The organism is Thermoactinomyces sp. CICC 10523 (assembly GCF_016055105.1).
GTDB classification, from domain to species: Bacteria; Bacillota; Bacilli; order Thermoactinomycetales; family Thermoactinomycetaceae; genus Thermoactinomyces_A; species Thermoactinomyces_A daqus.
Map to the genome: position 1 here is coordinate 240,506 of NZ_JAECVX010000002.1, position 26,239 is coordinate 266,744.

The 26,239-nt window shown below is 43.9% G+C and carries 26 protein-coding genes and 4 pseudogenes; 16 read left to right on the plus strand and 14 right to left on the minus strand.

Annotation, left to right across the window (positions count from 1 at the left end; genetic code table 11):
- Positions 1–38 precede the first annotated feature (38 nt).
- Positions 39–797 carry an NAD-dependent protein deacylase gene (locus I8U19_RS04105; RefSeq protein WP_052154164.1) on the minus strand — a complete coding sequence of 253 codons (759 nt, stop codon included), beginning with the start codon at positions 795–797 and terminating at the stop codon, positions 39–41.
- Positions 798–1,339: 542 nt separating this feature from the next.
- Positions 1,340–2,380, minus strand: coding sequence for an NAD(P)-dependent alcohol dehydrogenase (locus tag I8U19_RS04110; protein WP_198055259.1), 1,041 nt, complete (start codon positions 2,378–2,380; stop codon positions 1,340–1,342).
- Positions 2,381–2,667: 287 nt separating this feature from the next.
- Between I8U19_RS04110 and I8U19_RS04115 the strand changes: the two genes are divergently transcribed.
- Complete coding sequence (locus I8U19_RS04115; RefSeq protein ID WP_033100924.1) at positions 2,668–3,213, plus strand: TetR/AcrR family transcriptional regulator; 546 nt, start codon at positions 2,668–2,670, stop codon at positions 3,211–3,213.
- A 74-nt stretch (positions 3,214–3,287) separates the two neighbouring features.
- A pseudogene (locus tag I8U19_RS17585) lies at positions 3,288–3,455 on the plus strand (hypothetical protein); the annotation flags it as partial.
- Positions 3,456–3,704: 249 nt separating this feature from the next.
- Here the strand turns inward: I8U19_RS17585 and I8U19_RS04125 are convergent.
- Both I8U19_RS04125 and I8U19_RS04130 read right to left on the minus strand, forming a co-directional pair.
- Positions 3,705–4,169, minus strand: coding sequence for a CcdC protein domain-containing protein (locus I8U19_RS04125; protein ID WP_198055260.1), 465 nt, complete (start codon positions 4,167–4,169; stop codon positions 3,705–3,707).
- 63 nt (positions 4,170–4,232) lie between these two features.
- On the minus strand, positions 4,233–5,066 hold the full coding sequence (locus I8U19_RS04130) for an efflux RND transporter permease subunit (protein ID WP_370589760.1): 834 nt from the start codon (positions 5,064–5,066) through the stop codon (positions 4,233–4,235).
- 39 nt (positions 5,067–5,105) lie between these two features.
- Here I8U19_RS04130 and I8U19_RS04135 point away from each other — a divergent pair, with 39 nt between their 5' ends.
- Positions 5,106–5,390 carry a hypothetical protein gene (locus I8U19_RS04135; protein WP_198055262.1) on the plus strand — a complete coding sequence of 95 codons (285 nt, stop codon included), beginning with the start codon at positions 5,106–5,108 and terminating at the stop codon, positions 5,388–5,390.
- Positions 5,391–5,603: 213 nt separating this feature from the next.
- Positions 5,604–5,969, plus strand: a complete 366-nt coding sequence (locus I8U19_RS04140; protein ID WP_198055263.1) for a WCX domain-containing protein — start codon at positions 5,604–5,606, stop codon at positions 5,967–5,969.
- A gap of 279 nt (positions 5,970–6,248) precedes the next feature.
- Here I8U19_RS04140 and fabI read toward each other — a convergent pair whose 3' ends face one another.
- From fabI to I8U19_RS04155, 3 genes and pseudogenes are all read right to left on the minus strand, one after another.
- Positions 6,249–7,025 (minus strand): enoyl-ACP reductase FabI, encoded by a 777-nt coding sequence (gene fabI, locus I8U19_RS04145; protein ID WP_033100918.1) that lies wholly within the window; start codon positions 7,023–7,025, stop codon positions 6,249–6,251.
- An 81-nt stretch (positions 7,026–7,106) separates the two neighbouring features.
- On the minus strand, positions 7,107–8,312 hold the full coding sequence (locus tag I8U19_RS04150) for a trans-sulfuration enzyme family protein (protein ID WP_198055264.1): 1,206 nt from the start codon (positions 8,310–8,312) through the stop codon (positions 7,107–7,109).
- A gap of 360 nt (positions 8,313–8,672) precedes the next feature.
- Positions 8,673–9,122: pseudogene (locus tag I8U19_RS04155) on the minus strand (transposase); the annotation flags it as partial.
- A 302-nt stretch (positions 9,123–9,424) separates the two neighbouring features.
- Between I8U19_RS04155 and I8U19_RS04160 the strand changes: the two are divergent.
- Positions 9,425–9,646 (plus strand): annotated as a pseudogene (locus I8U19_RS04160) (hypothetical protein); the annotation flags it as partial.
- 662 nt (positions 9,647–10,308) lie between these two features.
- Here I8U19_RS04160 and I8U19_RS04165 read toward each other — a convergent pair.
- The gene (locus tag I8U19_RS04165) at positions 10,309–10,854 is read right to left on the minus strand and encodes an endonuclease domain-containing protein (protein WP_198055266.1); all 546 of its coding nucleotides are present in this window, start codon (positions 10,852–10,854) and stop codon (positions 10,309–10,311) included.
- A 675-nt stretch (positions 10,855–11,529) separates the two neighbouring features.
- On the opposite strand from I8U19_RS04165, the pseudogene I8U19_RS04170 reads away from it, so the two are divergent.
- Positions 11,530–11,667: pseudogene (locus I8U19_RS04170) on the plus strand (tyrosine-type recombinase/integrase); the annotation flags it as partial.
- 587 nt (positions 11,668–12,254) lie between these two features.
- Here the strand turns inward: I8U19_RS04170 and I8U19_RS04175 are convergent.
- From I8U19_RS04175 to I8U19_RS04190, 4 genes are all read right to left on the minus strand, one after another.
- Positions 12,255–13,010 (minus strand): sulfotransferase family 2 domain-containing protein, encoded by a 756-nt coding sequence (locus I8U19_RS04175; RefSeq protein WP_198055267.1) that lies wholly within the window; start codon positions 13,008–13,010, stop codon positions 12,255–12,257.
- 212 nt (positions 13,011–13,222) lie between these two features.
- Positions 13,223–13,702 carry an ATP-binding protein gene (locus I8U19_RS04180; RefSeq protein ID WP_198055268.1) on the minus strand — a complete coding sequence of 160 codons (480 nt, stop codon included), beginning with the start codon at positions 13,700–13,702 and terminating at the stop codon, positions 13,223–13,225.
- A 304-nt stretch (positions 13,703–14,006) separates the two neighbouring features.
- A complete protein-coding gene (locus I8U19_RS04185; RefSeq protein ID WP_198055269.1) occupies positions 14,007–14,507 on the minus strand; it encodes a hypothetical protein in 501 nt (166 codons plus the stop codon).
- Positions 14,508–14,629: 122 nt separating this feature from the next.
- A complete protein-coding gene (locus I8U19_RS04190) occupies positions 14,630–14,857 on the minus strand; it encodes a helix-turn-helix transcriptional regulator (RefSeq protein WP_198055270.1) in 228 nt (75 codons plus the stop codon).
- Positions 14,858–15,038: 181 nt separating this feature from the next.
- Between I8U19_RS04190 and I8U19_RS04195 the strand changes: the two genes are divergently transcribed.
- Positions 15,039–15,410: a helix-turn-helix domain-containing protein gene (locus tag I8U19_RS04195; RefSeq protein WP_198055271.1), complete on the plus strand. Its 372-nt coding sequence runs from the start codon at positions 15,039–15,041 to the stop codon at positions 15,408–15,410.
- Positions 15,411–15,478: 68 nt separating this feature from the next.
- Here I8U19_RS04195 and I8U19_RS04200 read toward each other — a convergent pair whose 3' ends face one another.
- Positions 15,479–15,652, minus strand: coding sequence for a hypothetical protein (locus I8U19_RS04200; protein WP_198055272.1), 174 nt, complete (start codon positions 15,650–15,652; stop codon positions 15,479–15,481).
- A 204-nt stretch (positions 15,653–15,856) separates the two neighbouring features.
- Between I8U19_RS04200 and I8U19_RS04205 the strand changes: the two genes are divergently transcribed.
- The 7 genes from I8U19_RS04205 (at position 15,857) to I8U19_RS04235 (ending at position 22,268) form a co-directional block, all read left to right on the plus strand.
- Positions 15,857–16,228, plus strand: a complete 372-nt coding sequence (locus tag I8U19_RS04205; protein ID WP_198055273.1) for a helix-turn-helix domain-containing protein — start codon at positions 15,857–15,859, stop codon at positions 16,226–16,228.
- A gap of 60 nt (positions 16,229–16,288) precedes the next feature.
- A complete protein-coding gene (locus I8U19_RS04210) occupies positions 16,289–16,996 on the plus strand; it encodes a tetratricopeptide repeat protein (protein ID WP_198055274.1) in 708 nt (235 codons plus the stop codon).
- Position 16,997: 1 nt separating this feature from the next.
- Positions 16,998–17,717 (plus strand): YdcF family protein, encoded by a 720-nt coding sequence (locus I8U19_RS04215; RefSeq protein ID WP_198055275.1) that lies wholly within the window; start codon positions 16,998–17,000, stop codon positions 17,715–17,717.
- Between the two features lie 922 nt (positions 17,718–18,639).
- Positions 18,640–18,777 (plus strand): hypothetical protein, encoded by a 138-nt coding sequence (locus I8U19_RS04220; RefSeq protein ID WP_198055276.1) that lies wholly within the window; start codon positions 18,640–18,642, stop codon positions 18,775–18,777.
- 70 nt (positions 18,778–18,847) lie between these two features.
- Positions 18,848–20,470, plus strand: coding sequence for a recombinase family protein (locus I8U19_RS04225; RefSeq protein WP_198055277.1), 1,623 nt, complete (start codon positions 18,848–18,850; stop codon positions 20,468–20,470).
- Positions 20,442–20,984: an RNA polymerase sporulation sigma factor SigK gene (sigK, locus tag I8U19_RS04230; protein WP_198055356.1), complete on the plus strand. Its 543-nt coding sequence runs from the start codon at positions 20,442–20,444 to the stop codon at positions 20,982–20,984. Before I8U19_RS04225 ends, sigK begins: the two co-directional genes overlap by 29 nt.
- A gap of 261 nt (positions 20,985–21,245) precedes the next feature.
- The gene (locus I8U19_RS04235) at positions 21,246–22,268 is read left to right on the plus strand and encodes a D-alanyl-D-alanine carboxypeptidase family protein (RefSeq protein ID WP_052154359.1); all 1,023 of its coding nucleotides are present in this window, start codon (positions 21,246–21,248) and stop codon (positions 22,266–22,268) included.
- Positions 22,269–22,378: 110 nt separating this feature from the next.
- Here the strand turns inward: I8U19_RS04235 and I8U19_RS04240 are convergent, their stop codons facing one another.
- A complete protein-coding gene (locus I8U19_RS04240) occupies positions 22,379–22,714 on the minus strand; it encodes a hypothetical protein (RefSeq protein ID WP_152568594.1) in 336 nt (111 codons plus the stop codon).
- Between the two features lie 564 nt (positions 22,715–23,278).
- Here I8U19_RS04240 and qoxA point away from each other — a divergent pair.
- A complete protein-coding gene (qoxA, locus tag I8U19_RS04245; protein WP_198055278.1) occupies positions 23,279–24,238 on the plus strand; it encodes a cytochrome aa3 quinol oxidase subunit II in 960 nt (319 codons plus the stop codon).
- A gap of 52 nt (positions 24,239–24,290) precedes the next feature.
- Positions 24,291–26,228 carry a cytochrome aa3 quinol oxidase subunit I gene (gene qoxB, locus I8U19_RS04250; RefSeq protein ID WP_033101830.1) on the plus strand — a complete coding sequence of 646 codons (1,938 nt, stop codon included), beginning with the start codon at positions 24,291–24,293 and terminating at the stop codon, positions 26,226–26,228.
- Positions 26,229–26,239: the final 11 nt, after the last annotated feature.

The window sequence follows — 26,239 nt, forward strand, 5'->3', positions numbered from 1 at the left end:
CCTTAAGTTGCATGGCGGTGTTATTATGAATTTGAGGTTTACACCTGATTGTGTTCCTTCAAGTGCGCAAACCAATCGTTTCCGAATATGGATGTTGCAATTTCACTTAATATTTTGCTGATGCTCTCATGAATGACATGATCGGCCAAATAATCCAAAGGAGTGGAAGTTTTGTTGATGATCATGATTTTTGAACCTGTTTCATGTGCTAACTCCACCAATCCGGCAAAAGGATAAACTTGAAGAGAAGTGCCCATTACCAGTACCGTATCTGCTTGTTCTACTTCTTGAACGGCTGAATCCCAAGCATCTGAGTCCAGTGGTTCGCCGAACAGAACGATTGGCGGACGAATCGGCGCTTTACAATTCTCATCTGTACAATAATAAGTGCATTGGCGATAAGCAGTGGCGGGATACTCTTTTCCACAGCGGGAGCAGACCAGATAGCGCATATGACCATGTACTTCGATAACCCTCTGCGTTCCTGACAGTTGATGGAAACCATCGATATTTTGCGTAAGAAGCGCTTTTAAAATTCCTTCCTTCTCCAGTTTAGTGAGCACATAATGACCAATATTGGGTTTATGTTTCAATAGGTCTTCAATGCGCATTTGGTAGAATTCAAAAAAGTCATCTGTTCCGATCGCTTGCGGACTGGCGATTTCGTAAGGATCTCTTCCGCACCAAAGCCCGCCTTGTGAACGAAAATCGGGAAGGCCGCTTTCTGTCGACATACCCGCACCAGTAAGGGCAACCAGATGGTTGGAGTTTTGGATCAACTCAATAAATTCTTTCATAAAGTTCACTCCTCTTTTACAGCATCGTGTTTACCTGTCATGATTTTACCCCAAATCCAAAGGTTCCTTTAAATCGTCGCCATCTTTATAAAAAGGCCTTGCTTCTTTTTCTTGATCCCGTAAGCATTCATCGTTTCTCTTTCCCATTGACCAGATTGATGAATCGTCCTTTGGTATGAAACCATACTGTCCAACGGGTCACCGATCGGTTGGGATATGAAAAACGAAGCGTGGTTGGTTGTCTGTCAGTCTTTGCCTGTGTGCAGGGCAATCGGGTTGGGTTCGCCTCCATCAAGGAACTTATGTTCGCATTCCTGGCCGTTTCGTAAAATGGGGGACTGTGTGTCTCTTTTTTTATGCGCTTTTTTCATTCCCCTTTTGATCATGACGCGGAAGAAGTCTGACTCAGTTTTTTATGAGGGGTGCACTGTGCGCCATCCACCATCGCAGTAAAAGATGAATGAAAAAAGAGGCGGTTTCCTAAAGACCGCCTCAAATTTCCTTTAGTATTTAATTCCGTTGGGACTTCATATTGAAGCAACTTACATGGTGCTGGTGTCAATCACGAAGCGATATTTCACATTTGAAGCCAATACGCGTTCGTAGGCTTCATCAATTTGGTCGGCTGAAATGACTTCAATCTTAGGAACTACATTGTGTTTTGCGCAGAACTCGAGCATTTCCTGCGTCTCCCGGATTCCTCCAATCAGTGAACCTGCAAATGAACGGCGTTGACCGATGAGAGACATTACGTTTAGTGACAACGGTTCCGCGGGAGCACCAACGTTAACCAGCGTGCCATCCAGAGTGAGCAGTGACAAGTACGCATTCAGATCGATTTTTGCACTTACCGTGTTAAGAATTAAATCAAATGTTCCGGCCAGTTTCTCGAATGTTTCCGGATCGCTTGTAGCGTAATAATGATCTGCGCCTAATTTCAGGCCATCTTCTTTTTTCTTCAATGTTTGCGACAGAACGGTAACCTCGGCCCCCATGGCATGTGCAATTTGAACTGCCATATGACCAAGACCGCCCATACCGACAATGGCCACTTTTTTACCTGATCCGGCACCCCAGCGTTTTAGCGGCGAATAGGTTGTAATACCGGCGCAAAGTAATGGTGCTGCAACGTCAAGCTCAATGTTGTCAGGAATTTTTACTACGAAGTCTTCCTTTACGACAATGTGGGTGGAATATCCGCCTTGAGTAGGCTCGCCGTATTTATCCACACCGGCATAAGTAGGAACCATGCCATTGAGACAGTATTGTTCTTCTCCCTTACGGCAGTTCTCACACTCTCCGCAGGAGTCCACCATACATCCGACCCCTACCCGGTCACCTACTTTGTACTTGGTGACCTCAGCTCCTACATCCGTGACAATGCCCGCAATCTCGTGTCCGGGAACGAGTGGATAGTTTACAGGTCCCCATTCGCCGCGGGCAGTGTGGATGTCGGAATGACAAATGCCAGCATATTTAATTTCAATCAGGACATCATGCGAATCAAGATCGCGCCTTTTAATTTCAGCTGCTTGAAACGGTTTGTCCGGACCATAAACAGCTCGAGCTTTGGCAGTGATCATTTGCAAACCTCCAATAATTTAAATATTCTTGTAAAAAGAAGCGATGTTTACTTCAAATTCTAAGTAAAGAATGCTTCCAACTATTCAACTGGAATCAATTACATCTTGTCGTACAAATCACTATCATGTAAAACTACAGATGATGTTTATTCATTATATGTCAATAATTTATAATAAAAATGTAAACAAAACAAGGCGTATTACTCGTTAATTCGATCCAATTTGTTGTTTAAACAACAATTCGATAAAAATTATCAATCACCCTGGGAAAGTGTTGGTGCAATTTCATGGTAAAAGTGGACAGAAGAATTATCAGAACCAGAGAAGCGATTAAAAAAGCATTTCTTGAGTTGATGTCAGAAAAAAATTTCGATCGCATCACCATTCAGGATATTGCCGACAGGGCCAATATCAACCGTGCAACCGTTTATCTTCATTACTTGGATAAATTTGACCTGTTGGATAAGATCATTGAAGAGCATATCAAGAATATGAGTAACATTTGTGAGTCGGAAGCGGAATTGGATTGGATTGAATCGACAGTACACTGCATGGAATATCTTGAAAGGAATTATTTATTTTTCTCGACGATGCTGGCGAGTGAAGGAGCTCCCTATTTTCGCAGCCGGTTCCTTCAGTTTAATATCGAGGAATTCAAAAAAGACGTTGATATAACCAAAGGCAAAAATCTCGGTCAAAATGCAGATGTAGTGGCCCAATTTGTTGCAAATGCTTACGTGGGTGTCGTGGAATGGTGGCTGAAAAACGGAATGCCTCATCCACCACGGGAAATGGCAGAGAAAGTAGGGGAACTTTTAGCAAGGATTTTGTAAGTTTCAGGGGCCATATGGATACGAAAAGTCGGAAAGTGGAATACGCCATCAAGTAAGGATTTGAAGTTACGTTTGTCGGTGAAGATTCGACTCGGGCGGATTTACCGTTCCTGTTAGATGTGCTTGGAAGGGCCGTCCGCTTGGGCGTGAAGCGGATTAGCATTTCCGATACAGTGGGAGTGGCCACGCCGGAATCGGTGGCGCTTCTCACCCGTATCGTCAACAGGCTTTTCCCGGTGTAGTCGTTTCGATGCACTGCCATGATGATTTTGGACTGGCCACGGCCAATGCGCTTGCCGGTGCTTCAAATGAACAAAACACCCCCATAAACACGCCCCGCTGATTTCAAAGTATAAGGTCACTTTGAGAAAGAATAGGGGAAGGGTTTTGATCCGAAATGAAGTTAATTGTTTTGATGTTCCTGTTCATATAAAAGAATGGAAACAACGCCTGAACACCCAGGTTGGATGCGCAAGCGCTTTTTGTTCGGTTCAATTGCTCAGCTTTTTGTATTTCCGAAAAATATAGGCTCTTCTGGAGATGACGGTCCCCAAAGAGAGGGCCAGCAGTCCAGAAGTAATGAGATTTGCATGGGACCAGATGCCGGTAAGTTCCTGGCGAAGCAGGAGTTTGATGCCAATTAGGATAAGCCAGACAATCACCCCAATTAGGGAGCCCTTGGCGATGATTTCTTTGGAATGGGGGTCGACCCGGATTTCAGTCAGTGCCCCTCGCAAAATGCCAAGCAGGATACCAATCACAAATCCGAGCATAATGACGAGTATATGGAACATGTCAGCAACAAAATCCTTATGCATCACGTTATAGCTTAAATAAAGCATGATCAGCGGCAGTATCCACATATTGACCACTTTGATCCGGCGCTCTTGCAACTGGCGTTTCACCAACCAGATCATGACCAGTATAATTACGACAATCAACAAGGTATTATTCATACCGATCCCTCATTTGTGTACTTTGTTTGATTGGATATGGAGACTTGTTTTCTGTTTAGCAATTCAAACATGACGGGAACAACAAGCAAAGTCAGGGGGGGAACTGAACAGCCCGCCGGTGATAACGATGAGCCCGCCTTCAGCAAAGTCAAGGGCTAAGGGCAACAGGGCAAACATCGTGCATAAGGCAGTCATCCAAATGGGACGGAAGCGGACAGTTCCAGCATCGATCAGGGCTTCTCTAATCGATTTTCCTTGTTGCCACTGCGTTTTTGCCCGGTCGATCAAGATGATGGCATTGGTTACCACAATGCCGATCAACATCAAGGCACCAATCAGGGAAGGGATGGATAACAGCTCACCGGAGAGAAATAAACCGAGAATACTTCCGATCAAGGCCATAGGCAACGAGAATAGTATGGCAAACGGCGAACGGCCTTCAACAAAGGTTACGACCATCACAAAATAAACAATTCCCATCGCGATCAAGAGCGCCATTGCAAATTGCGGAAAGATTTGTGATTGTTGTTCAGCTGCTCCATTAAAGTTGACTTTCGCATGTGCTGGCAAATGGAGCCGATTGAGGACTTTTTTGGCGGCAGTGGTGACGTTGCCAAGTTGATTGTCAGCCACTTTGTCTGTGATGACCGCATAATTGGTGCCAATTAAATGATAGAGTACATTAGGTTTGTTTATCTTTTTCAAAGTAGCGACTTGGGAGAGGGGGATAAGTTGGCCGTTGCTGAACGGGATATAAATCTTGGGTAAATAGACGGAATTGTTTATATCATACGATTCATGTAGGAGGATTGAAACTTCGACGATGGTTCGGGTAGGGGATGGTGGAATAGTCTTAATCAATACACCTCCGGTAGGAAGATGGATTAATAAATACACCAAAGACAGCCTATCCCCATTCATGAAAGGAAACGGGTCATGTCCAAAGTTCACCAAGTGCACAGCAAATATCGTGACCGCTTGCTTGGGATTATCGCTGAGTTGCTCCACGATCCCGGTCCCCACCGGATCAAGGATACTGCTGAACGTTATGGTGTTTCTCAAGAGAAGAGACGAAGGGATCGCAATGATCTGATTGAAAAACTCAACAAGGTTAACCAGAAAGAATACATCCTCCGTGGCCGGGGGTATTACGCAGGCAATTTTGTGCGGGCAGTTGCCAATCTATCCCCTGAAGCTTGCGCCAAGTGCAGCCTTTGTTGAAGGAAGATGGGGAGAAGGCGTATCGCGAACTTCTGGAACACACCTATTCTGTTTTAAATCCGGAAGATGTTCGCAGGTTGAAGGAATGGTCCGATTTCTATTTTGTGAGCGAGTACGGAATCCTCAGATCCGAGGTCATTTTTATCATTCGCTGCAGGAAGTGTTTGAAGCACAAGGAAAATATTCGCTATTTTGTCCCGTATGCGGTCTATTATGCCAATGCGAACCGTTCATTCATCTTCGCGTGTGGGCATGAAAGAAGAGGTTTGGATTTACAAAAAAAACCACGCTCAACAATATATCAATCAGATGTTGGAAGCAGAGCACGGAAAAAGTAAGGATGACTATGTGATTCGGATTTATGACAAGGAAGTTTTTAAGCGAATTCGGGAAAAACAATGGCATCCTGAACAGAAGATTATCCCGTTTGAGGGAGAAGGGGCTGTAGGTGAGATTCCATTTTCAAAAGTGTCCAGCTGGTTGGAGATGAAGAAATGGGTTTTGGGGTGGGGAAGTGCGGTTGAACTGATCCAGCCGGCCGAGAACCGAAGGGAGCTTTGTGAAGAAATAAAAACATGAACTTGATGACATACCTCAAGCTCTTTTCGTAAGAAATGGGCTTGGGGTTGTATATTTCAGGGAGATAAACAAATTAAGGAAAATAAATTTATCGATCAGCCAGATCACAAAGTTCTCTATGTTGACCGTTTCGAGTTGAAATTCTCTGGATGCGTTGGTTCTGAACGTAGGAAGCCTTTCTTCGGAATGTTTTTATTCCCATTTCGACAAAAAAGGCGATTGACCTTCTTTTGTCAACAGCTTCAGGAGCTTCCCTTTTATGGAAAGCTCCTTTTTCTGCTACATTCCCATTATATGGTATCCTGCATCTACATGAAGCACTTCACCCGTTATTCCTCTAGACAAAGAGCTTAACAAAAATAATGTGGCGTCCCCTACTTCGCTTTGATCAACGTTTCGTCTAAGTGGGGCCTTTTCCGCAATAGTACCCAAAATATCGTTGAATCCTGAAACGCCTTTTGCGGAAAGAGTACGAATCGGGCCAGAGGAAACAGCATTAACCCGAATGTTATATTTGCCAAGATCCTCTGCTAAGTACCTTACACTTGCCTCCAATGCCGCCTTTGCAACACCCATCACATTATAGTTTTTCACGACACGTTCGGCACCGAGATATGACTGCGTAACAATGCTTCCGCCATCCGTCATTATTTTTTTCGCTTCCCTGGCAACCGCAACAAGCGAATATGCGCTGGCGTTTTGAGCTAAAAGATATCCTTCGCGTGAAGTGTCCACATATTCGCCACGTAGTTCATCCTTTTCTGCAAATGCAATGGAATGAACAAGACCATGGATAATCCCTACTTTTTGTTTAATCTCAAGAAAGGCGTTTTCAATACTTGCATCATCGGAGACGTCGCACGAAACTGTGAGAAGAGGAGTGATTTCAGCCTCGGACAATAATGCAGAAAGCTTCTGGAAAGAACGTTCTTTCCTATATGTAAATATTAAATTTGCACCTGCTTCATGTAGTGATTTTGTAATTCCCCACGCCAGGCTTCTCTCGTTCGCCACACCCATAACTACTACGTTCTTTCCCGACATCAAGTTATTCATATGTTTCCTCCTTGGAAAAGCTCGACCTCCTTGTACATTATAATCTTTTTATGGCAAAATTGTTCAGTCCTTAACGTGTTCTCAAATCATCTGCAGAGCTTGCAATACATCCGCTTTCAGATCATCGATATGCTCGATGCCGACCGAATAGCGCACGAAATTGGGCGGAATCCCAGCAGTCCTCATTTGCTCCTCGTTCATCACTCCACCCCACATCGCCGCAGTGTGTACCACCAGTGAATCGACCCCGCCCAGGCTGACTGCGTTAAGCGACAGTTTCAGTGCAGAAACGAAACGCGCAGTCGCCTCATAACCTCCTTTGATTGCAAAGGCGATCATTCCGCCGAAACCGCTCATCTGGCGTTTCGCTAACTCGTGTTGGGGATGGCTGGGAAGACCGGGGTAATATACCCGTTCAATCTGCGGCTGCTCCTCCAGAAACTTTGCCAAAGCGAGGGCATTGGCGTTAATGCGTTCAATCCGCATCGGAAGCGTACGCAAACCACGCAATAGCAACCACGCGTCCATCGGCGAAAGAACCGAGCCAATGGAGATATGGGTATGCCAAATACGTTCGGCCAACTCCTCGCTGGTGCAGATCACACCTGCTGTCAAATCATGGTGTCCCCCTAAATATTTGGTTGCGCTGTGAACGACCACATCGGCACCCAGCTCATGAGGACGCTGATTGATCGGCGACGCAAACGTATTGTCGGCTACGATGATGATACCACGCGGGCGGGCCAACTCCGCCACAGCAGCCAGATCAGTCACCACCAGAGTCGGATTGGCCGGCGACTCCACCATGATAAGCTTTGTATTAGGCCGAATAGCTGCGGCAAAGGCTGAGACGTCTGCTTGCTCAACTAGTGTCACTTCGACACCAAATCGCGGTAGCATCTCGTCCATGATCTTCGCTGTACTCATATAATGCCGCGTCTGTGCAATCACATGGTCGCCTGCGCTGACCAGCGATAGAAGGGTCGTAGCGATCGCCCCCATCCCGGAGCCGGTTACCAGTGCGGTTTCTGTGCCTTCAAGCTCAGCCATCACCTTCTTTACGCGCTCATGCACCGGATTGCCATAACGGGTGTAATACTGTGGATGGCGAGGAGTTCCCGCCATGTCCGCGAACTCGATGGAATCTTGTGCACGGAACGTGGCTGAGTAATAAATCGCCGGAGCCACCGTCCCATCTTTGGTCACCTCATCATCGGCGTGTATCACCAAAGTTTCGTTTTGGAGTTTGCCGAGGATCGGATCTTGATGATCATTCCGTTTGTTCATACTCTCTCTTCCCCTCTAGGTACCCGTTTTCTTCAAAGGACGCTCAGCCGTATATTCTGTTTCATCAAATACGCTAGTTTTTACAACGAACTTATTACAGATATCTCCAATGCCACATTGCTGATTAAGCTTATTAAAACCTCCCTCACTCAATTCGAGTGCAATCTTCATTCCTATTAAGCATCATAATTTTATCTGAATTATAACATTTATTTAGATGTTTTTGTATTTGTTTGATAAAGTAATACAAAATTCTGCTTTTTATAGAGTATTGTTAGGACAATCACTAACTACCCGCAAATATCCACAAGAGCGTAAAAAAGAGCTGGAGAATACTCCGGCCGAGCTTGATGACAAATCTCAAGCTCTTTCCGTAAGAAATGGGCTTGGGGTTGTATATTTCAGGGAGATAAACAGATTAAGGAAAATAAATTTATCGATCAGCCAGATCACAAAGCTTTTTCCTCTCTTCGAGAGGAGCAAGGCCAATTTTTTGATGTTTTGTGTAACGGCAAAGGAGGCATTGCTCCTTAACTTTGGCAAGCTCCCTGTAGCGTACGTAACGAAGACCATGAAGTTCCTTTGCGTCAGAAAGCTGAGTTCAATGGTTTCGCCACGTCGTTTGTATAGTTGTTTTCCTCTTTCACTTAAACGGTTTTTTCGAACCCACTCCTTGGAGTTTTCCCACACATGGCGAGTAACGAGCTTTTGATGGGTTTTGGAGCGAGTACAACGGGAGAGGAACGGACAGTTCTGGCACACATTTGGGTTTGACTTGTAATCGCGGTATCCTGTACGATTTGTGGTGTTTTTTTATTGTCCGATTTTCGGTCAAGGAAAAACTGGCAACCGCGGAACCGCAGGCTGAATTGGGCGTTTACGCAGGATGGGGGTTTTCCGGTTGTACCTGATGAAGAGCGCAAAGCAACCCGCCGGATATTGACCTAAATTTACTGCTGGTCATGATGACGCCGTGCTGTCCTTTACCATTCGATATCGATTTGCATTTAGATGCCATAAGACAAAAACCATTCAACATATAAATGAAAAGGAATAAAGACAAAAGAATCACCCCGGAGCCCAGCCTCACATAAGATGGTATGTCTGCGTTGATGAACGGGTGGAGGTGGAGCCGATTGCTGTTAACTGCGGTGGCGATGATGATCAAAGAGGTAATCGCCTTTATTTCTTATATCAAGAACAACGCTTTCCCACAACCCCTGACGGAGGAGGAAGAAGCCGAGCATTTGCGGCGCATGGCGGATGGTGACCCGGATTCGAGAAATAAATTGATCGAGCACAACCTTCGGCTTGTAGCCCACATAGTGAAAAGGATATAGACACAAACCGAGGTAAGAAAATCATGATGAAATCAAGGGTTGAGCTGGGGATGGTGAAAGCGTCAAGGAATAATGTGGTGATTGAAAAGCGGATTGTGAATGAGGGGAAGCCGGTGATTTTTGTTGAGTGAAAAGTGTACAGGCTATGGGATGAAAAGCATTTTGTCATCACGGCCCTAACAAATCTGATCTTTTCATTGTTTTTTTAATTGATATAATAGTGGAAGAAGATCGGTTGCTATTTTGTAAAAATTAAGTTTCATCAGGCGACCGAAGAAAAATGGAATTTTATGTTTGTCATTTGCGAACACCTTAAGCTTCGAAAAAGACCCAAGAGATGTTCAGAAATGCCGAAGACCGCAAAAATAAAGGGGAAACCGGATTTTTGAGGCGAAAGAGATCCGGTTGAACAGTCAGAAACTTGGTCCAATAGAGGAGATGCTCAGAAATAAAGGATAAACCCAATAAAATTAAAGGGTACAGCGAACGCCGTCCCAATCATTACACCTCCGGTAGGAGGATTGAAACTACTCTGCTGACGAGAGCGGATCAAAGGGCGCAAGGTTTGGTCTCAATCAATACACCTCCGGTAGGAGAATTGAAACGATTGCTTTGGCCATTGCTCCATCTCCTCCCATGAAAATGGACAAGAAGTCTTAGCTTCTTGCCCGTTTGATCTTTCTCCATAACCATTGGAACCATCTTTGGTACCAAGGCGGCTGATATGCTTCAACGGCCTTGTGAACCTGGGCCAGCACCCACCGAAGTCTCCCGTTCACCTGAGACCCGGTAAAGCGCAAAACCTTCCATCCTCGAGATTCCAAAAACTGATCTTTCCTTCGGTCATGTGCTCTTTGCTGATAGGATGAATGGTAATCGTGTCCATCCGTTTCGATGGCGATCCGATACTTGGGAATGGCAATATCAATGAAGTATTTTCCACAGGGAACTTGTGTTTTTAGAGTATATTGGTTTTTCAGCGCATTATAGACCTTCCGTTCAATGGGACTTTGTGTTTTGGCATATTGAAAATCCCATTGAATTTTTTCTCCCAGTATCCAGGACTCTACCGCCATCACAATGGAGCGAATGAATGCTTGAGAATGGGACAACTGCTGAATTTGCTTGTACCGTTTCTTTTGCCGGATGCGGATGTTTTCTTGCAAATACGAACGAAAACGATACAAACCGTTGTCATTCATCCCCTCTTTCAAGGCTTCTATTCATACTATTCATTAAAATTATACAAAAGAGGAGGAGCGAATTCCAACAGCGTCAAAATCGAGGATGCTCCTTCTCCCCAATAAAAAAACCCTCCTGTATCTCGTATATAAGGAATGAAAAAAATTTCATTTTTATCTCGCTTTAAGCCGATCCGTTCCCCATATATATAAGTGAGGGGGTTTTTTTGCTCATTATGTCCTTTTTCATTTATTCACTGAGCGTATTAATAGTGAGGGGAATTTTTTCGTCATTTTGCGCGCGCACACCTTTTTGCGTCGTATATAAGGAATGAGGACGTCCGATCTCGGGCGTCCTTTTTTATATCCAAAGGAGGGATTTGATGAGACAACCGGTGACTTGGGAGCAGTTAGGTATCATCTTGGCCTTGATCTCTCTTGTGGTGGAGTTGATGAAATAAGCTGCCCGAAATCCCTGGGCAGCTACTTCAAATCAGTGTCCTTGGTTGGGCTTTTCTTTTCCGTCGGGGCAGTCATAACTTCTTCATTCGAGATCTCATCGAGGAGCCTATGTAGTCTTATATCCGTTTCATCCTATGAATTGGAATCGCTCTTTTGAAATACTTTTCATTTTTGATTTGGTTTACTTGTGTAACGATACCCTCTTTCAAATAGAGACACCACCATACTTATGGCAGGGAGCTGGTCGCCAACGGAGTGGATATTGCCACGGTTGCGGAACTGATGGGTCACTCGGACATTAATGTCACGAGGAGATATGCAAAGCCAACGGAGAGAGAATTGGAAGAAGCGGTATCAAAAGTGTTTGGATAATAAAAAGAGAGGCGATGAGACGCCTCTCGGAGCTTCGAAAAATTATTCCAAATACTCTAGGTACCCCCTAAATAAAACAGAGCATATAAAAACGAAACCATAAATTTCCTTTTAAGCAATAGATCGGTTCATCTACGTTAGATAATGAAGGTGTATAATAGGAAAATCATTAATTTTGGAAGATGGTAAAGAAGCTGTCTGTATCTCTGGGTCTGATTGCGTTGATGTTCGGTCTCTTCTTTGGGTCGTGAATCCCTGACCTATTATTATTTGGAGCGGAGTGAAACATTAAAGAAATAAGTAAGCGCATCACTTTTAAAAATCGTTAAAAATGAGGGGGGGTTGTAGATCAAGTTCCATTGAATCCATTTTGGAATTAGAACTGTGGCCAACATTTTGAAATTCTCCAGCGGCAGGGCCACAGTTCTAATTCCAAAGGCCAATCTATAACTTCGAATGTTTCTTAAATGTCTTGACAAACGGGGGTTCATTGGGTAGAATATTAAAAAAATTATTTATATGATAAATAAATAAAAGCCGCGCACACCCCTGTTAACATCGTATATAAGGAATGAGGGTGTATTCATTTACAAATCTTGATCATAACCATAAATCTCAAAATCCTTATTGTATATAGAACGAACCAGGTTCTTTAATTCTTCGTCATAAAAGCTTTCGTAAGTCGGTAACTTGCCAGATTGAATGGTTTCTCTCGTGAATTTAAATTCAGAAAAGTAACCCTTTTCGATCATTCTGTGGGAGTTATGGTGGGGGCTTTTAAAAAGGGAAGAATGGGACTTTTTCAATTTATACTTTTGTTCGATTTTTGAAAGGTGATGATCAAAATCCTCTAAATAAATATAATTATTTTTAACATATTTTTCCTCGTTGTCGAAATATTGTGGAAAACAATGGGAATCAATCGAACCTCCCGGCAAGTTTATTTTGATGTAATGGATAAATTGTTTAAATGAAATCCCTTTGTTGCTGTTTTCATCATTATACAAAGATTTATTTATCTTGCGATATTCATCGGTTTGAGTGGATAATACCTGAATAAATGCGCTAACCGATCTTTTATAGGGATTTCTCACCAATTTATAACAATCTTTGATTTTTATTTGGTTCATTAACCTCTTTTTATAATTATTTTCATTAACATAGTTATATCTATACCAGTGGACTCCCCCCGAACGCTCTGCTTCTTTTAATAAGCCTAATTGAAAAAAAAACCAATTAAACAGGGAAGTACAACCACTTTTTTGAGACCAAAACAATACAATCGGAAAATTTGGATGAAACAACGGAACCCAAGTGTTAAGAATAGGGTTTTTATTAAACAAAACACAATCCCCCCAAACTATTTCCTTCTATATTATTCTATGAATTTATTTGATCAAATTCCACTCCAATCGAAACATTCGATCAAATGGGGCTTTCGGGTAGGGCAGGCTCCTTTTGGACTATTTCGTGGATATTCAAAACGTGGCTGCTCTTGCTGGACATGAATCCATCGAAACGACTCGGCGCTATACAACACCATCGGAAAGAGAGCTTAGAAAAGCCGTTGAGCTTGCGTCAAAATTTCACAATTCATAGCCGCCCGAATGTAGTCGAAATCGGTTTTTTGGCTATTTGATCCAAATGTGCTTTTCAAGCGTCGGAATAGCAGATTTACGTTTAGAAAAACTGACGCATAGCCTCTTCGGAGCAGTTGATGATGAATAGAGGCGGCCAGGTGACTTTTGCCATTGCCGACCGGACCGAAGAAATATAATCCGGCGTCCTGCTCCTCGAACTTCTCAACAAACATCTTGGCGATTTTTAGGCCATTTTCTGTTCCGGCTCGTTGTTCAAAGTTTTGGAAGGATGCCTGTTTTAACTCATCATCCATCAAACCATCCACGTACAGGCGAAGGATCCGGGCCCGTTTTTCGGCAAGTTCCCTCTCTCGATCCTCTTGAAGAGCCTTTCCCTTGACGCAGTTGCATACTGGTAGCGGATGAAACGGACAGCCAAACAAGATCAGATTCAACCGTCGAATCTCTTTATTCCCAGTGTGTACTCTTCTGGCTTGTCGTCATGTTTTTCAACATGAATCCACATCGAATAAGAAACAACATCGGAGTGATAATTTTTCCATTTGTCCCATAATTTTCTAATGATGTTTGCAGAGATCCGTCCAGTTTTTCTGTACAGCCTTAATGTGTCAATATATTTGACTACGATTTTTAAATTTACGGGCAAGGGGTTGGAAGCCATTTGGCTTTCAACAAAAGAGGTGATCTCATCAAATGAGGAGAGAACTTCTTTGGGTTTTCCGGGGCATTTCGTCTCTTTTAATTGTTCCTTTTCTTGTTTTTCTTTTTTTCTTCTTCTTTTTCTTGTCCCCGTATCGTTGACGAATCGTCTGACGAATCGTTGAGCGCATTCGTAAATAATTTCTTAATTCGTTCATTCTCAATCTTTTGCATCACCAGTTCCAGCAGACTCTTGTCTTTAACTTGTTTAAGTTCTTTTTTGACACAATCCTCAACCGGCTTCCCTTCGCGGTTGAAATTGTATCTCCCCCAGTTGAGCAGTGCGATTTCTTTTGTTTCCCTGTTGTATCTGATGACCTTGTGGTAGGTCTCAAACCGTTCCAACAAGCAATTGATACTTTCGATTGAGTATCCCATGTCGAAAGCCATCTGTTTTTTTGTTATGGAATAGACGCCTATTTGAGTCGTTGAGGGATTCGTCAGTAAGTAGAGATAGAAATATTTGTCCTCTGGAGTCATCTCCTCAATCACCTTCGGATCTTGCCAGAAAGAAACATGTACTTGCCTATAGACCGCCATTTCCTTCCCCTCTCTTGATTAGGGAGGCAGATGATGATCCCTGATCCATGCTGCGTGATCACGTTGCAAACCTCCTCTAATCTCTGCTTTCGTTCAGAATCCGTAATATCAAGAGCCATGAGTTAAACACTATCCTTCTGCTTCATATCGAAGCAATCGGCTTTAAAAAAAATAGTCCAGTTGGAACCTAGAACCTTGGCAATCTTTTGGGCACTTTCCACACTGGGATTACGTGCGCCAATTTCTATATTGGAATATCCACTTCGGCTGATTCCTGCCTTTTTAGAAACCTCATTTTGCGTCATTTTTGATTTAGATCGGATCTGGATCAGCCAATTCCTCCGATGCATAGTTGCACCTCCTTTTTAAAACTTGAACGGGTGCCTCGATATGAAGCATCGTTTAATTTTATTATATTGTTTCGTTATGAATCGGTCAACATTTTTTTCTTCGATACGAATCAAGGTATATCCCGATTCAAAACGAAGCATTATTATAGGTATATAAGGCAAAATTCGGAGAGTGATGATATTGTTAGGAGAACGCTTAACCATACTACGCAAAAATAAGGGACTTACCCAAGAAGCCTGTGCAAAAAAAATAGGCATACCCCGAAGCACATATTCCAACTATGAAAACGGAAAGAGAGAACCAGATATCGAAACCATACGGAAAATGGCCAGCTTTTTTGAAGTTTCTACTGATTTCTTGCTTGGATATACAAATATTCCACAAACAAAAAAAGCATCGGAAATGACAGAAGTAGAGATTGAAGAATTCATTCATAACCCTAAAATCCGTCCGAAGTATAAAGGCAGGGAGTTGACCAAAGAAGAAATTGAAAAGGTCTCAAAAATGCTTGAAGTGATCCTGGAGAGGATGGACAATGACCATAAAAAATAAAGGTTGATAAGCACAACCAATCTTGACCATAAGAAAAAATGGATAACCTTTGGGTTATCCAACTCGCCTCAACTTTTCGAACTTATCATGCAATTCTCCAATAAACCTTGTTTGACCAAATGTTCAATTAAAGGACCAATGTCTTCGCTAATATCAAGATCAAGTATTTGACATAAAAGGATCATTTGTTTCTTTAAATATTGGCTGTACAGGGCTATATCACGATCCGTTTTGCGAAACATGTTAATGCCCTCCTGGGTGCAGAAGATCAAGATTCTGCATAGAATCAACATAAATGGCAAAGTATCATTCTGCTGCTAATCAGAATTATAAATGAGAAATCAAATTAAATTCCGTCAAACCACACGTCACTTACCCTTGATTTTTGACGGGTTACTAGAAGGATTCACCAGTGCTGAAGAAGGGAACAAAGAGGAGGTATGCTGGTGAAAAATTCCTTGTTGCGCTCTGCAAGGAAGGAGAAGGGTTGGACACAGCAACAATTGGCAGACTTCGCTCAACTTTCACTTTCCACCATTGAACGAGCTGAACGCGGGGAACCGATCAGAGTAGACAGCATAGAGCGGATATGCAGATGCTTGCAAAAGACACCTGAACAATTAGGCTTATTGAGCAACTCAACTCCTGGAAAGTCTGCTGATCCACAATTACTGCATCAAGAACAATTTCATATGATCTCATGCGACGAATATTTATCCATTCTCGAGAATGAGATGAAGATTCGTTGGTCGTTGTACCATACAGGAGGAACAAATCTGACTTATCAAGGTTTGAAAAATTGGGTTCAACATATTTAGAATTATGCGAATTTATCGCGCGGCAACGAATTATATGAACGGGCATTAACATTACTTTCAATGGGTTATCAGCTGCAAGGGTCTGTGCTTCGAGATATGATGTGCTATTCAGAAGCGTATTTGGCACACAGAAAAGCGTTTCTTATCGCTCAGGGATTGTTCAATCCTGAATTAATAGCCTCCTCACTTGTACGTGAAGGGATTACACTGAATCAGCAAGAGCGCCCAGTAGAGGCCATCACCTGTTTTATGCGTGCTCTCGAAATCATCAAACACCTTGGATATGTCAAGTTGGAAGGATATATCTACCAGGCTTTCACAGAGGCTCAAGCGAAAACACAGCAATCAAAAGAAAGTTGGTACAGTATCGGGAACGCAGAGATGGCTTTTGAACAACAGACTGTTATTCCTGAACAAACCTTAACACGCTTCAATATATCTTCCCTTACAGCACAAAAGGGAGTTTATGCAATGTTCTTGCAAGAGTATAAAAACGCTGTTGATCAGCTCGACAAAAGCCTAGCGAATTATGATCCTACGCTTTTTCGGGGCCGTGCAAGATTGCTTGTACAAAAAGCAGAAGCTTATTATGAGCTCGGGATCCTTGATGCTTGTACTGACAACATACAAAATGCTTTTTCGCTTGCACGCTCAATTGGATCAAGTAAGATTATGAGTAGGGCCAAAACCTTGTATAGAAACCTGAAACAATCTAAATGGAGAAAGGAACGAGTCGTTGCCGATTTGAGCGACGTACTCGAGGAGTAAAATGAAAACAATATTTCTTTTTATCATGGTTGCCTTAATGTTGTGTCTGTTGGTAGCTTGGTTTGTCTTCTATGTGAAAGGAAGAAGATTTGCATTAAGAAATCGCCTGCAAAAAGCCGATGCGATCGTGGTTTTTGCCGGCACGCGAGGAAACATCAAATTTCTGGACAGTAAGATCTCGACTGCCGTCCGTTTATATCATCAGGGATGGGCCCCTTACCTAATCTGTAGCGGCAAGTTTAGCGCGAAAGTAGATGGAACAGAAAAACCAAAACTCATTCCTCTGAAAGAACTTCAAGCTGCTGCGAAGAACGGGCGCATTCAGGAAAAAGATATCATGAACGCAAGCAAGAACTGGGATGTTAATCTGGGAGCGCATTATATGCGCAGCAAAGCTTTGGCTATGGGCGTTCCCCCGGAAGCGATTCTAATCGAAGATGAGTCTTTGCACACTCGTGAAAATGCCGAGTATGTCCTCGATTTGCTGAAAAGATATCATTTATCCCATGTGATCTTGGTGACATCTCCATTCCACCAGTTGCGCACCTACCTTACTTTTGCCAAAGTCTTTCAGCCCCATGGCATAGAAATCACCAACTATTATGCTGATACGGGCGAGTGGCACCCCGCAACTTGGTTTCTGTCAAGAAAACACCGCAAACTGGTGAATAGTGAAAAAGAGCGAATTAAACTTTACAAAGCAAAGGGAGATCTTCTGTAGAAAGTGAACAATTCTAATCCTTTTACGAGAAATGTGTGAGGCAGATATTTTTCATAAAATAACAGAGTGGAACCATAAGTTTGTCAAAGCCAGGGAGATTTTGTTCTGACCCTGGCTTTTTTTGTTCTGTTCAGCCTTCTCCATGATCATGGTTTATGTAACTTTAGATGATATGTAAGCATAACCTTTTATCCGTGTCTGTCATGTTTATTCATTCAATCAATGATACGTTTATTATGTACCTAAGCCCGGACATCTTTTTCCTCGAAATGAAGAAAAAATGTATTGGTTGATTCATAATGAATCAATATAATAAGAATGTGAAAGGTGGTGATTTGAATATGAGACGCTTTGGTGATCCTGAACCGTTTGATGTGGTTGCTCTCAAAGATCCGTATGAGTTCGATCTGGATATCGATCCACCGAGTTCGTAAGGGAGTTGAAGTACGGCCATGCCACGAAAGAAAAAACTGATGGTCCGGATCCACCTTCGGCTCCGCTTTTTCAGGGACCTGAAAAAAAGGGTCGGACGGTCAAACCAAGTGCCGCTCGTCGTCAGGACGATCGAACTGCGAAGTCTGCGATATTGAGCTTAGAAAAAAGAACGGCTCCCTCCGATCATGATGGAGGGAGCAACGGAGAAAGAAATACTGATGTCTGATTATTATATCACATCACAGAGTGGATGATAACGGTGGTTGTGGGGATTTTTCAAATCGAATGGAGAACGTGGACATTGGGCCGATGCTAATTGGCATCGGGACCGCATCTGCCATGCGTCACTTAAATCTCGATCGGCATAATAATCTGGGTATTGATCGACTCCAGTTCTCCTGAATTTTCGATTAGTCAGAAATGTTATGAGACAACTCCTGCTTCTCATATATTTCATACAAATTGTTTTGGGGTGGTGCAGAAAAAAATGAAACCTCGCAAACAGCGTGTTGAATTTTATGTGGTGAATAAGTGTGAAACCAAAACAAAAGAAGAAGTGGTCAACGCGCTACGAGCGAAAGAAAAAGTCATGAACATACTAATTGAATTAGCATTAGTGGAGTAAATCGAACTGGCTTGGCCAGTTTTTTCATTTTATACATGAAATCCACAATCACATCGGAGGAGGTTTACGGATGAAGGTTGCAGTATATGCGCGGGTGTCGACCGAGTTGCAAGCGTCAGAAGGAACGAGTCTCGAATCACAAATTGAGATGTGCATAAATAAAGCTCATTCTCTGGGATTGCATCATATTGAAATATACAAAGAAAAAGGAGTTTCTGGCGAGGATATCAATCGGCCGGAGATGGATCGTTTAAGGCAAGATGTAGCGGATGGCAAGATTTCGCATGTGATTTGTGTTCATCCTGACCGTCTGAGTCGGGATATGACAGATAAGCTGCTTGTATGCAGAGAGTTTGAACGCAAAAACGTCGAACTCATTTTTTGTGATACGGAATACCAAAATACACCGGAAGGGCAATTATTTTTTAATATGCAATCCGCTATCGCGCAGTATGAACTGTCCTTGATCAGGAAAAGAACAATTCGGGGTCGGTTAAGGGCGGTTGAAAAGCAGAAGAAAATTATGCCCATGCGCTGTGCTCCGTTTGGATACGACCTTGTCAATGGAAAATTGGTCATTAACGAAGAAGAAGCAAAGATCGTAAGGAATATTTATCAATGGTATGTACACGATCACTTAACCCTTCGGCAGATTGGAAACTGTTTGGTCCAACTGGGTGTAATGCCCAAGAGAAAAGAGAGTAAACATTGGCATCAGTCGTCAATTAACCGCATTTTAACGAATGAAATTTATATCGGCATTTATCGGTACAACCGGCGAAAAACGAAGAAGTTGAAAGGGGAGAAAACGAAAAGCGGCAATCCCAAGAAAACCTATGATTATCGGGATGAATCACAATGGGTAAGCGTGGAAGTTCCCGCTATCATTGATAAAAGTTTATTTGGGTTGGCCCAAGAGCAACGCAGGAAAAACCTGACCAATTCGGGAAATGTCAAACATGAATATCTGTTGAAAGGCATGATTCGTTGTGGACATTGTGGACGGATCTGGAGCGGAACCACGTATACCGGTAGAAAAAACAAGCAAACAGGCAGAAGAGAAAAGTATCGATGCTACCGTTGTCCAAATAAAAATCCGAGAAAATACGGAGAGGGAGTGATGAAATGTCCAACCCAAACACTCCGGGCTGAACTGATTGAGGACTATATTTGGAATCTCATTCTTCAAATGTTGACTGATCGCGAGGAGATCCGTATTCAGATTGAGAAATCGCCGAACAGCTTGGACCACCAAATTAAAGATACAATCGAAGTGTTGAAAGAGAGAATCGACAAAAAGAAAAAAGAACGTGAAAAAGTCAAAATTATGTTTCGACGTGAACTGATTTCAGAAGAAGAGATGATCCAAGATCTAAGTGTGATCAATAAGGAATTAAAAGCATTGAAAACAGAAGTTGATAAATTGCAGAAACATTTGAGTGAAAATCTGAAAAATCAGGAAGCAAAAGAGCGCGTAAAAAAAGTAATGGCCTATCTAGAAAAATTGGTGAATTCCGAAACGGATGTACCCTTTGAAAAAAAACGAATGATTATCCAATCGTTAATAGACGAGATTATTCTTACCTTTAGCGAAAACAACGAGCAGTGTGAAATTACTTGTGTGGGATATCTGGATACGTTAATGGGACAGAAAATGTACATCGATTCGAGTCCACAACATCAAGAAATTTGAAAACACCGGGGAGGATAATGAGGATCTGATTTCCATCGGAACCATCGGTTTGATCAAAGCGATTGAATCGTACCAGCAGGGGAAAGGAACGAAGCTGGCAACCTATGCGGCAAGGTGTATTGAGAATGAAATCCTCATGCACCTGCGTTCGTTGAAAAAAGCGCGAAAAGATGTTTCCCTGCACGATCCGATTGGCACAGATAAAGAAGGCAACGAAATCACCCTGATTGATATTCTTGGCACAGAGCGGGATGATGTGGTGGAGACGGTTCAGTTAAAAATAGAGCGCAAGAACATATACAGCCATATCCACATTCTTGATGAGAGGGAGCAGGAAGTGATTCGTGCGCGGTTTGGACTGGGAGGGGAAAAGGAAAAAACGCAGCGGGAAATTGCCAAGGAGCTGGGAATTTCGCGTTCGTATGTGTCGAGGATCGAAAAGAGAGCTTTGATTAAGTTGTTTCATGAATTTTACAGGGTGGGGAATAATCGCGGAGGGGCTTCTCATGCCTAGAGGCTGAGTCTTTCCATCTTTCTTTTCATTTTTTTTTGCGGTGTTTTCTTTTTATAAGAAGCCGCTTTTTTTGTGCCGGCAGGTTGTCCCTGTTTTACCGGATTTGCCGGAGGCTGAACAGGTATTTTATTCGTGAACACTTTGTTGCAATCTCGCAAAAAAGGATGAACTTGGGTCAAAGAAGTATATTATAGAATCAGTTCGTTTATGGCATGCCTTATTGCCTTCCAGGATCACCTTTGCAGAGGAGGGAGGGGAAGGGTGAATCGATATCAACATCGGAGTTGGCAAGCGGCTGTTGCTGCTTTGGGGGTATTGATCTTTCTGTCGGGATGTGGAAGCCCGATCGATGCCGCGGTAAACCGATTAAACGGAGCCAAGCAGGAACAGCCGGTTTTTCGGGCAATCGCCTTTCCAACGGATGAGCAAACACTGGCTCCGGGAGCATCCTATTCTCTTACCTTGTCAGGGATTACGCCGGCAAACCGCAAAGTGGAGCTGAATTCCGATCAAGTTTCCTATACGGTGAGCAATCCCGAAGTTGCACAAGTGGATTCCCAAGGGCGACTCACGGTAAGCAAACAGGCGAAGACGGGCTCATCTGTATGGGTGACGGCGGTATACAAGCAGACCAGGGCAACCATGCGCGTCCGGGTGATTGTTCCGTTAAAAGACACGATCAAGATCGATAGCAATGGACTGGCTGTGGTTACCAACCCGGCGGATTTGTCCGTTGTCGTAAATAAACACCGTAGTCTGCCGGCCGATTATGTTCCGGCTGATTTGATCCAGCCCAATATTCCGTTTGCGGGTCAGGGGGATCTGGAGAAGAAACACTTGCGCAAGGAAGCTGCCCACGCGCTGGAACAGCTGGTACAGGCAGCTGCGAAACAGAATCTTCATCTGGTCGGGATTTCGGGATATCGGTCTTATGCCCGGCAAAAGGCAATCTACGAAAACAATGTAAGAAAAAATGGGAAAGAAAGAACGTCACAATTCAGTGCTTATCCGGGACAAAGTGAACATGAAACGGGTTTGGCAATCGACGTTTCCAGCCCCAGCGCCCATCTGGCTTTGGATGAATCATTCGGGGAAACCAAAGAAGGAAAGTGGCTGGCCGAACATGCCGCCGAGTATGGGTTCATCATCCGCTATCCCAAAGGGAAAACACAGATTACGGGTTATGCGTACGAACCTTGGCACATCCGGTATGTCGGAAAAGAGATCGCCCAGGAAATCGCCCAGAAAGGAATTACGCTGGAAGAATATTTCCAAGGAAAATAGAGCATCCATTTACACATGGCTGCTCTGTTTTTTTATGTAGCAGAATGGTTGTTCAATCAAAAAAAGGGACCATTCCCTCAGGGGGGGATGATCCCGGCCGGTCGATTTGTTTAGAAACCGCAGGTAACGAGAACCGATTCATGCGGATGGATGGTAATGGTCCGAAGCCGTCCAAATGGGCGGCCGCAAGTGACCACGACCGAACTGTTGCCACATCTGATCCTGACGGCATCTCCTGGGCGAAGGTGAATCCTTCGGTGACGGGAAGTGGTTGATCTTCTGCATTTTACCAAAACAGACTGGTTGCGGCGCAAGTGAACGGTTCTGTTTTCGCGTCGGTGAGGGTGTAAAATGACGGTTCGCCTGCGGTGGTCATTGTTGTCATTGTGATCGTTATGATTATCATGATTGTTATGATTGTGGCGGCGGTTATTTAAAGTTTGCATACAAACTCCCTCCTCTCTTTGAAATGTCATTCCGGGAAATCAGTGTCATTTCAATGGAATTAAGGCCAAAAACTCTTGTTGGCGCCATTTCTTCGTCTCTATTAATCTATGAGAAATCTGTTTTTTTGGTAGCGGCGGATTCCTATTTTTTGTTGAAAGATCAGAGAAGAGGGGAAGGAGGAGGGAAGATGAATTTTTCGTCTTTTTTTGGTATTGAAAAAATATCAGGAGGGATGAAATATTTTGTAATTTGCGTGTAATTTATTCGTAATTCTCCTGTTTATTATAGTCATTTTTAGCATTTTCGTTGTAAAATTAATCAAACTGTCATATTTCGTCCATTTATACAACACATTTCGTCATAAAATGAAAAGTGGCGATGTGATAGATTAATTTTGAACGAGCTATGTAAACCTGCGGATTAATCCTTTTGCGCAGGCTTACATACGAATTAATTTCCAATATTTATAATTTATGTATATATCGCGAAGCCTAACTTTTTCTGCTGCAACTGCGGATGAATGTCACTTCTTGAGCTTCGTCAGGAAAGGGTGAAAGCAAGCCATGTTTGGAAAAAAACTTCGCCGGTTGAAGCAGGCGGCCATCCTTCCCGGATTATTCCTGCTCTTAACCGGATGTGCCCCGATCAAATCCGGGGTTCTCAATCCGCAAGGGCCGGTCGCGAAAAAACAATTGGACCTGATCTTGTGGACTTCGGGTTTAATGCTCCTTATTTTTGTCGTGGTTGGGATTCTTTTCGTCTATATGCTTGTGAAATATAGAGCAAAGCCGGAAAACGAGGGTTATGAACCGCCCGAAGTGCATGAAAACAAATGGTTGGAAATGATTTGGACGGCGATCCCGATCGTGATCGTGGCGCTTATTGCAGTTCCTACCGTAACGATGACGTTTGATTTGGAGAAATCGCCGAGCCCTCACAAAAAACCGCTTGTAATTGAAGTGACTTCAGCCGATTGGAAATGGATTTTCAAATATCCGGAGCAAGGGATCGAAACAGTCAATTATGTGAAGATCCCCGCAGATGTTCCGATCCGGTTTGAATTGAACGCAGTTGGTGCGATGAACTCCTTCTGGGTTCCTGAGTTAGGCGGACAGGAGTATACCATGCCCGGTATGTCCATGAAATTATGGCTTGAAGCGGACAAGCCTGGTACCTATGTCGGCCGCAGTGCCAACTTCTCCGGTCGTGGATTTACTCATATGCAATTTGATGTCATTGCGCAAAAAGAAGCAGATTTCAACGCATGGGTTGAGCAGGTTAAGAAAACGGCACCAAAACAAACGGAGGCCCAATGGAAAAAACTTCTTCAACCCGGTCTGGTAGGGGAACAAACCTACTCTTCCTACCCGAAACTGAAAGAAGATCCAAACATGAACCATGACATGAAAGACATGGATCACGGTACTTCCGAGGCGAACTCCATGAATCATGACATGAGTGGGATGAACCATGGCATGGAAAATATGAACCATGGCTCCGAAACCATGACCCATATGGAGTGAATTCTGGTGAAAAGGAGGTAGGAGAAACATGAGCAGTTTATTTAGCTTTAAAATGCCGGAACACGGCTTCTTCGTAACCGGGGAGCCGATGATCTACATGGCTGACGTGTTGATCGTTCTGGTGACGTTGGGGATCATCTTCGTCCTCACCTACTTTAAGAAATGGCGTTGGTTGTGGGATGAATGGTTGACAACCGTCGATCATAAACGCATTGGGATTATGTATATCATCTCTGCGCTCCTCATGTTATTCCGCGGTGGGGTGGACGCGCTTTTAATGCGGACGCAACTGGCATGGCCGGGCTTGAATTTCCTCAACGCCCAACACTATGACGAAATCTTTACCACCCATGGTACGATCATGATTTTGTTCATGGCGATGCCGTTTATCGTCGGTTTGATGAACGTGGCAGTTCCGCTTCAGATCGGGGCCCGCGACGTTGCGTTTCCGGAACTCAACGCTGTCAGCTTCTGGCTGTTTTTCGCCGGGGCGATGTTGTTCAATATTTCATTTGTCATCGGTGGATCTCCGGACGCTGGATGGACCAGTTACACACCGCTTGCCGGAAATGAACTTGATCCGGGACCTGGAGAAAACTATTATTTGCTGGGATTGCAGATTGCCGGGATCGGTACGCTGATGACCGGGATCAACTTCTTGGTGACGATTATCAAAATGCGCGCACCGGGTATGACGCTCATGAAAATGCCGCTGTTTACCTGGTCGACCTTAATCACTTCTGTGATCATTATCTTTGCTTTCCCTGTTTTGACAGTGGCACTTGCCCTGCTCACGATTGACCGCCTGTTTGGTGCACACTTCTTTACGGTCACGGCCGGCGGTATGCCGATGATGTGGGCGAATCTGTTCTGGATTTGGGGACACCCGGAAGTTTATATCGTGATTTTGCCGGCATTCGGCATTTTCTCCGAAGTTATCAGTACGTTTGCTCGGAAACGTTTGTTCGGATACCGGGCGATGGTTTATTCGATGGTGGCGATCTCCGCACTCAGCTTTATCGTTTGGTTGCACCACTTCTTCACCATGGGACAGGGACCGTGGATCAACTCGTTCTTTGGTGTCTCGACGATGCTGATCGCGATTCCGACCGGGGTCAAAGTGTTCAACTGGCTGTTAACCCTTCACAAAGGGCGGATTGAGTTTACCCAGCCGATGTTGTGGGCACTTGCCTTTATTCCCAGCTTCCTGATCGGTGGAGTGACCGGTGTGATGCTCGCCGCAGTACCGGCAGACTATCAATACCACAACAGCTACTTCCTGATCAGCCACTTCCACTATGTGCTGATCGGCGGTACAGTTTTCGGCTGCTTTGCCGGACTCACCTACTGGTGGCCGAAAATGTTCGGGCACAAGCTGGATGAACGTCTGGGCAAATGGGCATTCTGGGTCTTCAATATCGGGTTCCACCTCTGCTTCATTCCGATGTACCTCGTCGGACTGCAAGGAATGACCCGCCGCATTTACACGTATCCGGCCGAAACCGGATGGGGTCCGATCAACATGGTGGAAACAATCGGTGCCTTTATCATGGGGATTGGCTTCCTCATCTTCTGTTACTGCGTCTACTACAGCGCACGCTTCGGTGAGCGCGATGTGACTGGCGATGCCTGGGACGGCCGCACGTTGGAGTGGTCCTTATCCTCTCCGGCACCACACTACAACTTTGCGCACATCCCGAAAGTGGAGGCGCTCGACGCTTGGTGGCACATGAAGAAGGAGAAAGGCAAAAAGAAAGAAAAACCGGAACCCTACAAACCGATTCATATGCCGAACAATACGGGAATGCCGATTGTCATGTCCGCGTTTATGTTTGTTGCCGGTTTTGGCTTTGTTTTCGAATGGTATCTGCTGGCCATCGGCGGACTGATCGGTGTGCTCCTCTGCATGCTGTGGCGTTCGTTTAACGACTATGACTCCCACCATTATGTATCGGTGGAGGAAATCAAAAAACACGAAATGGCGAGTTAAAACCAATCATC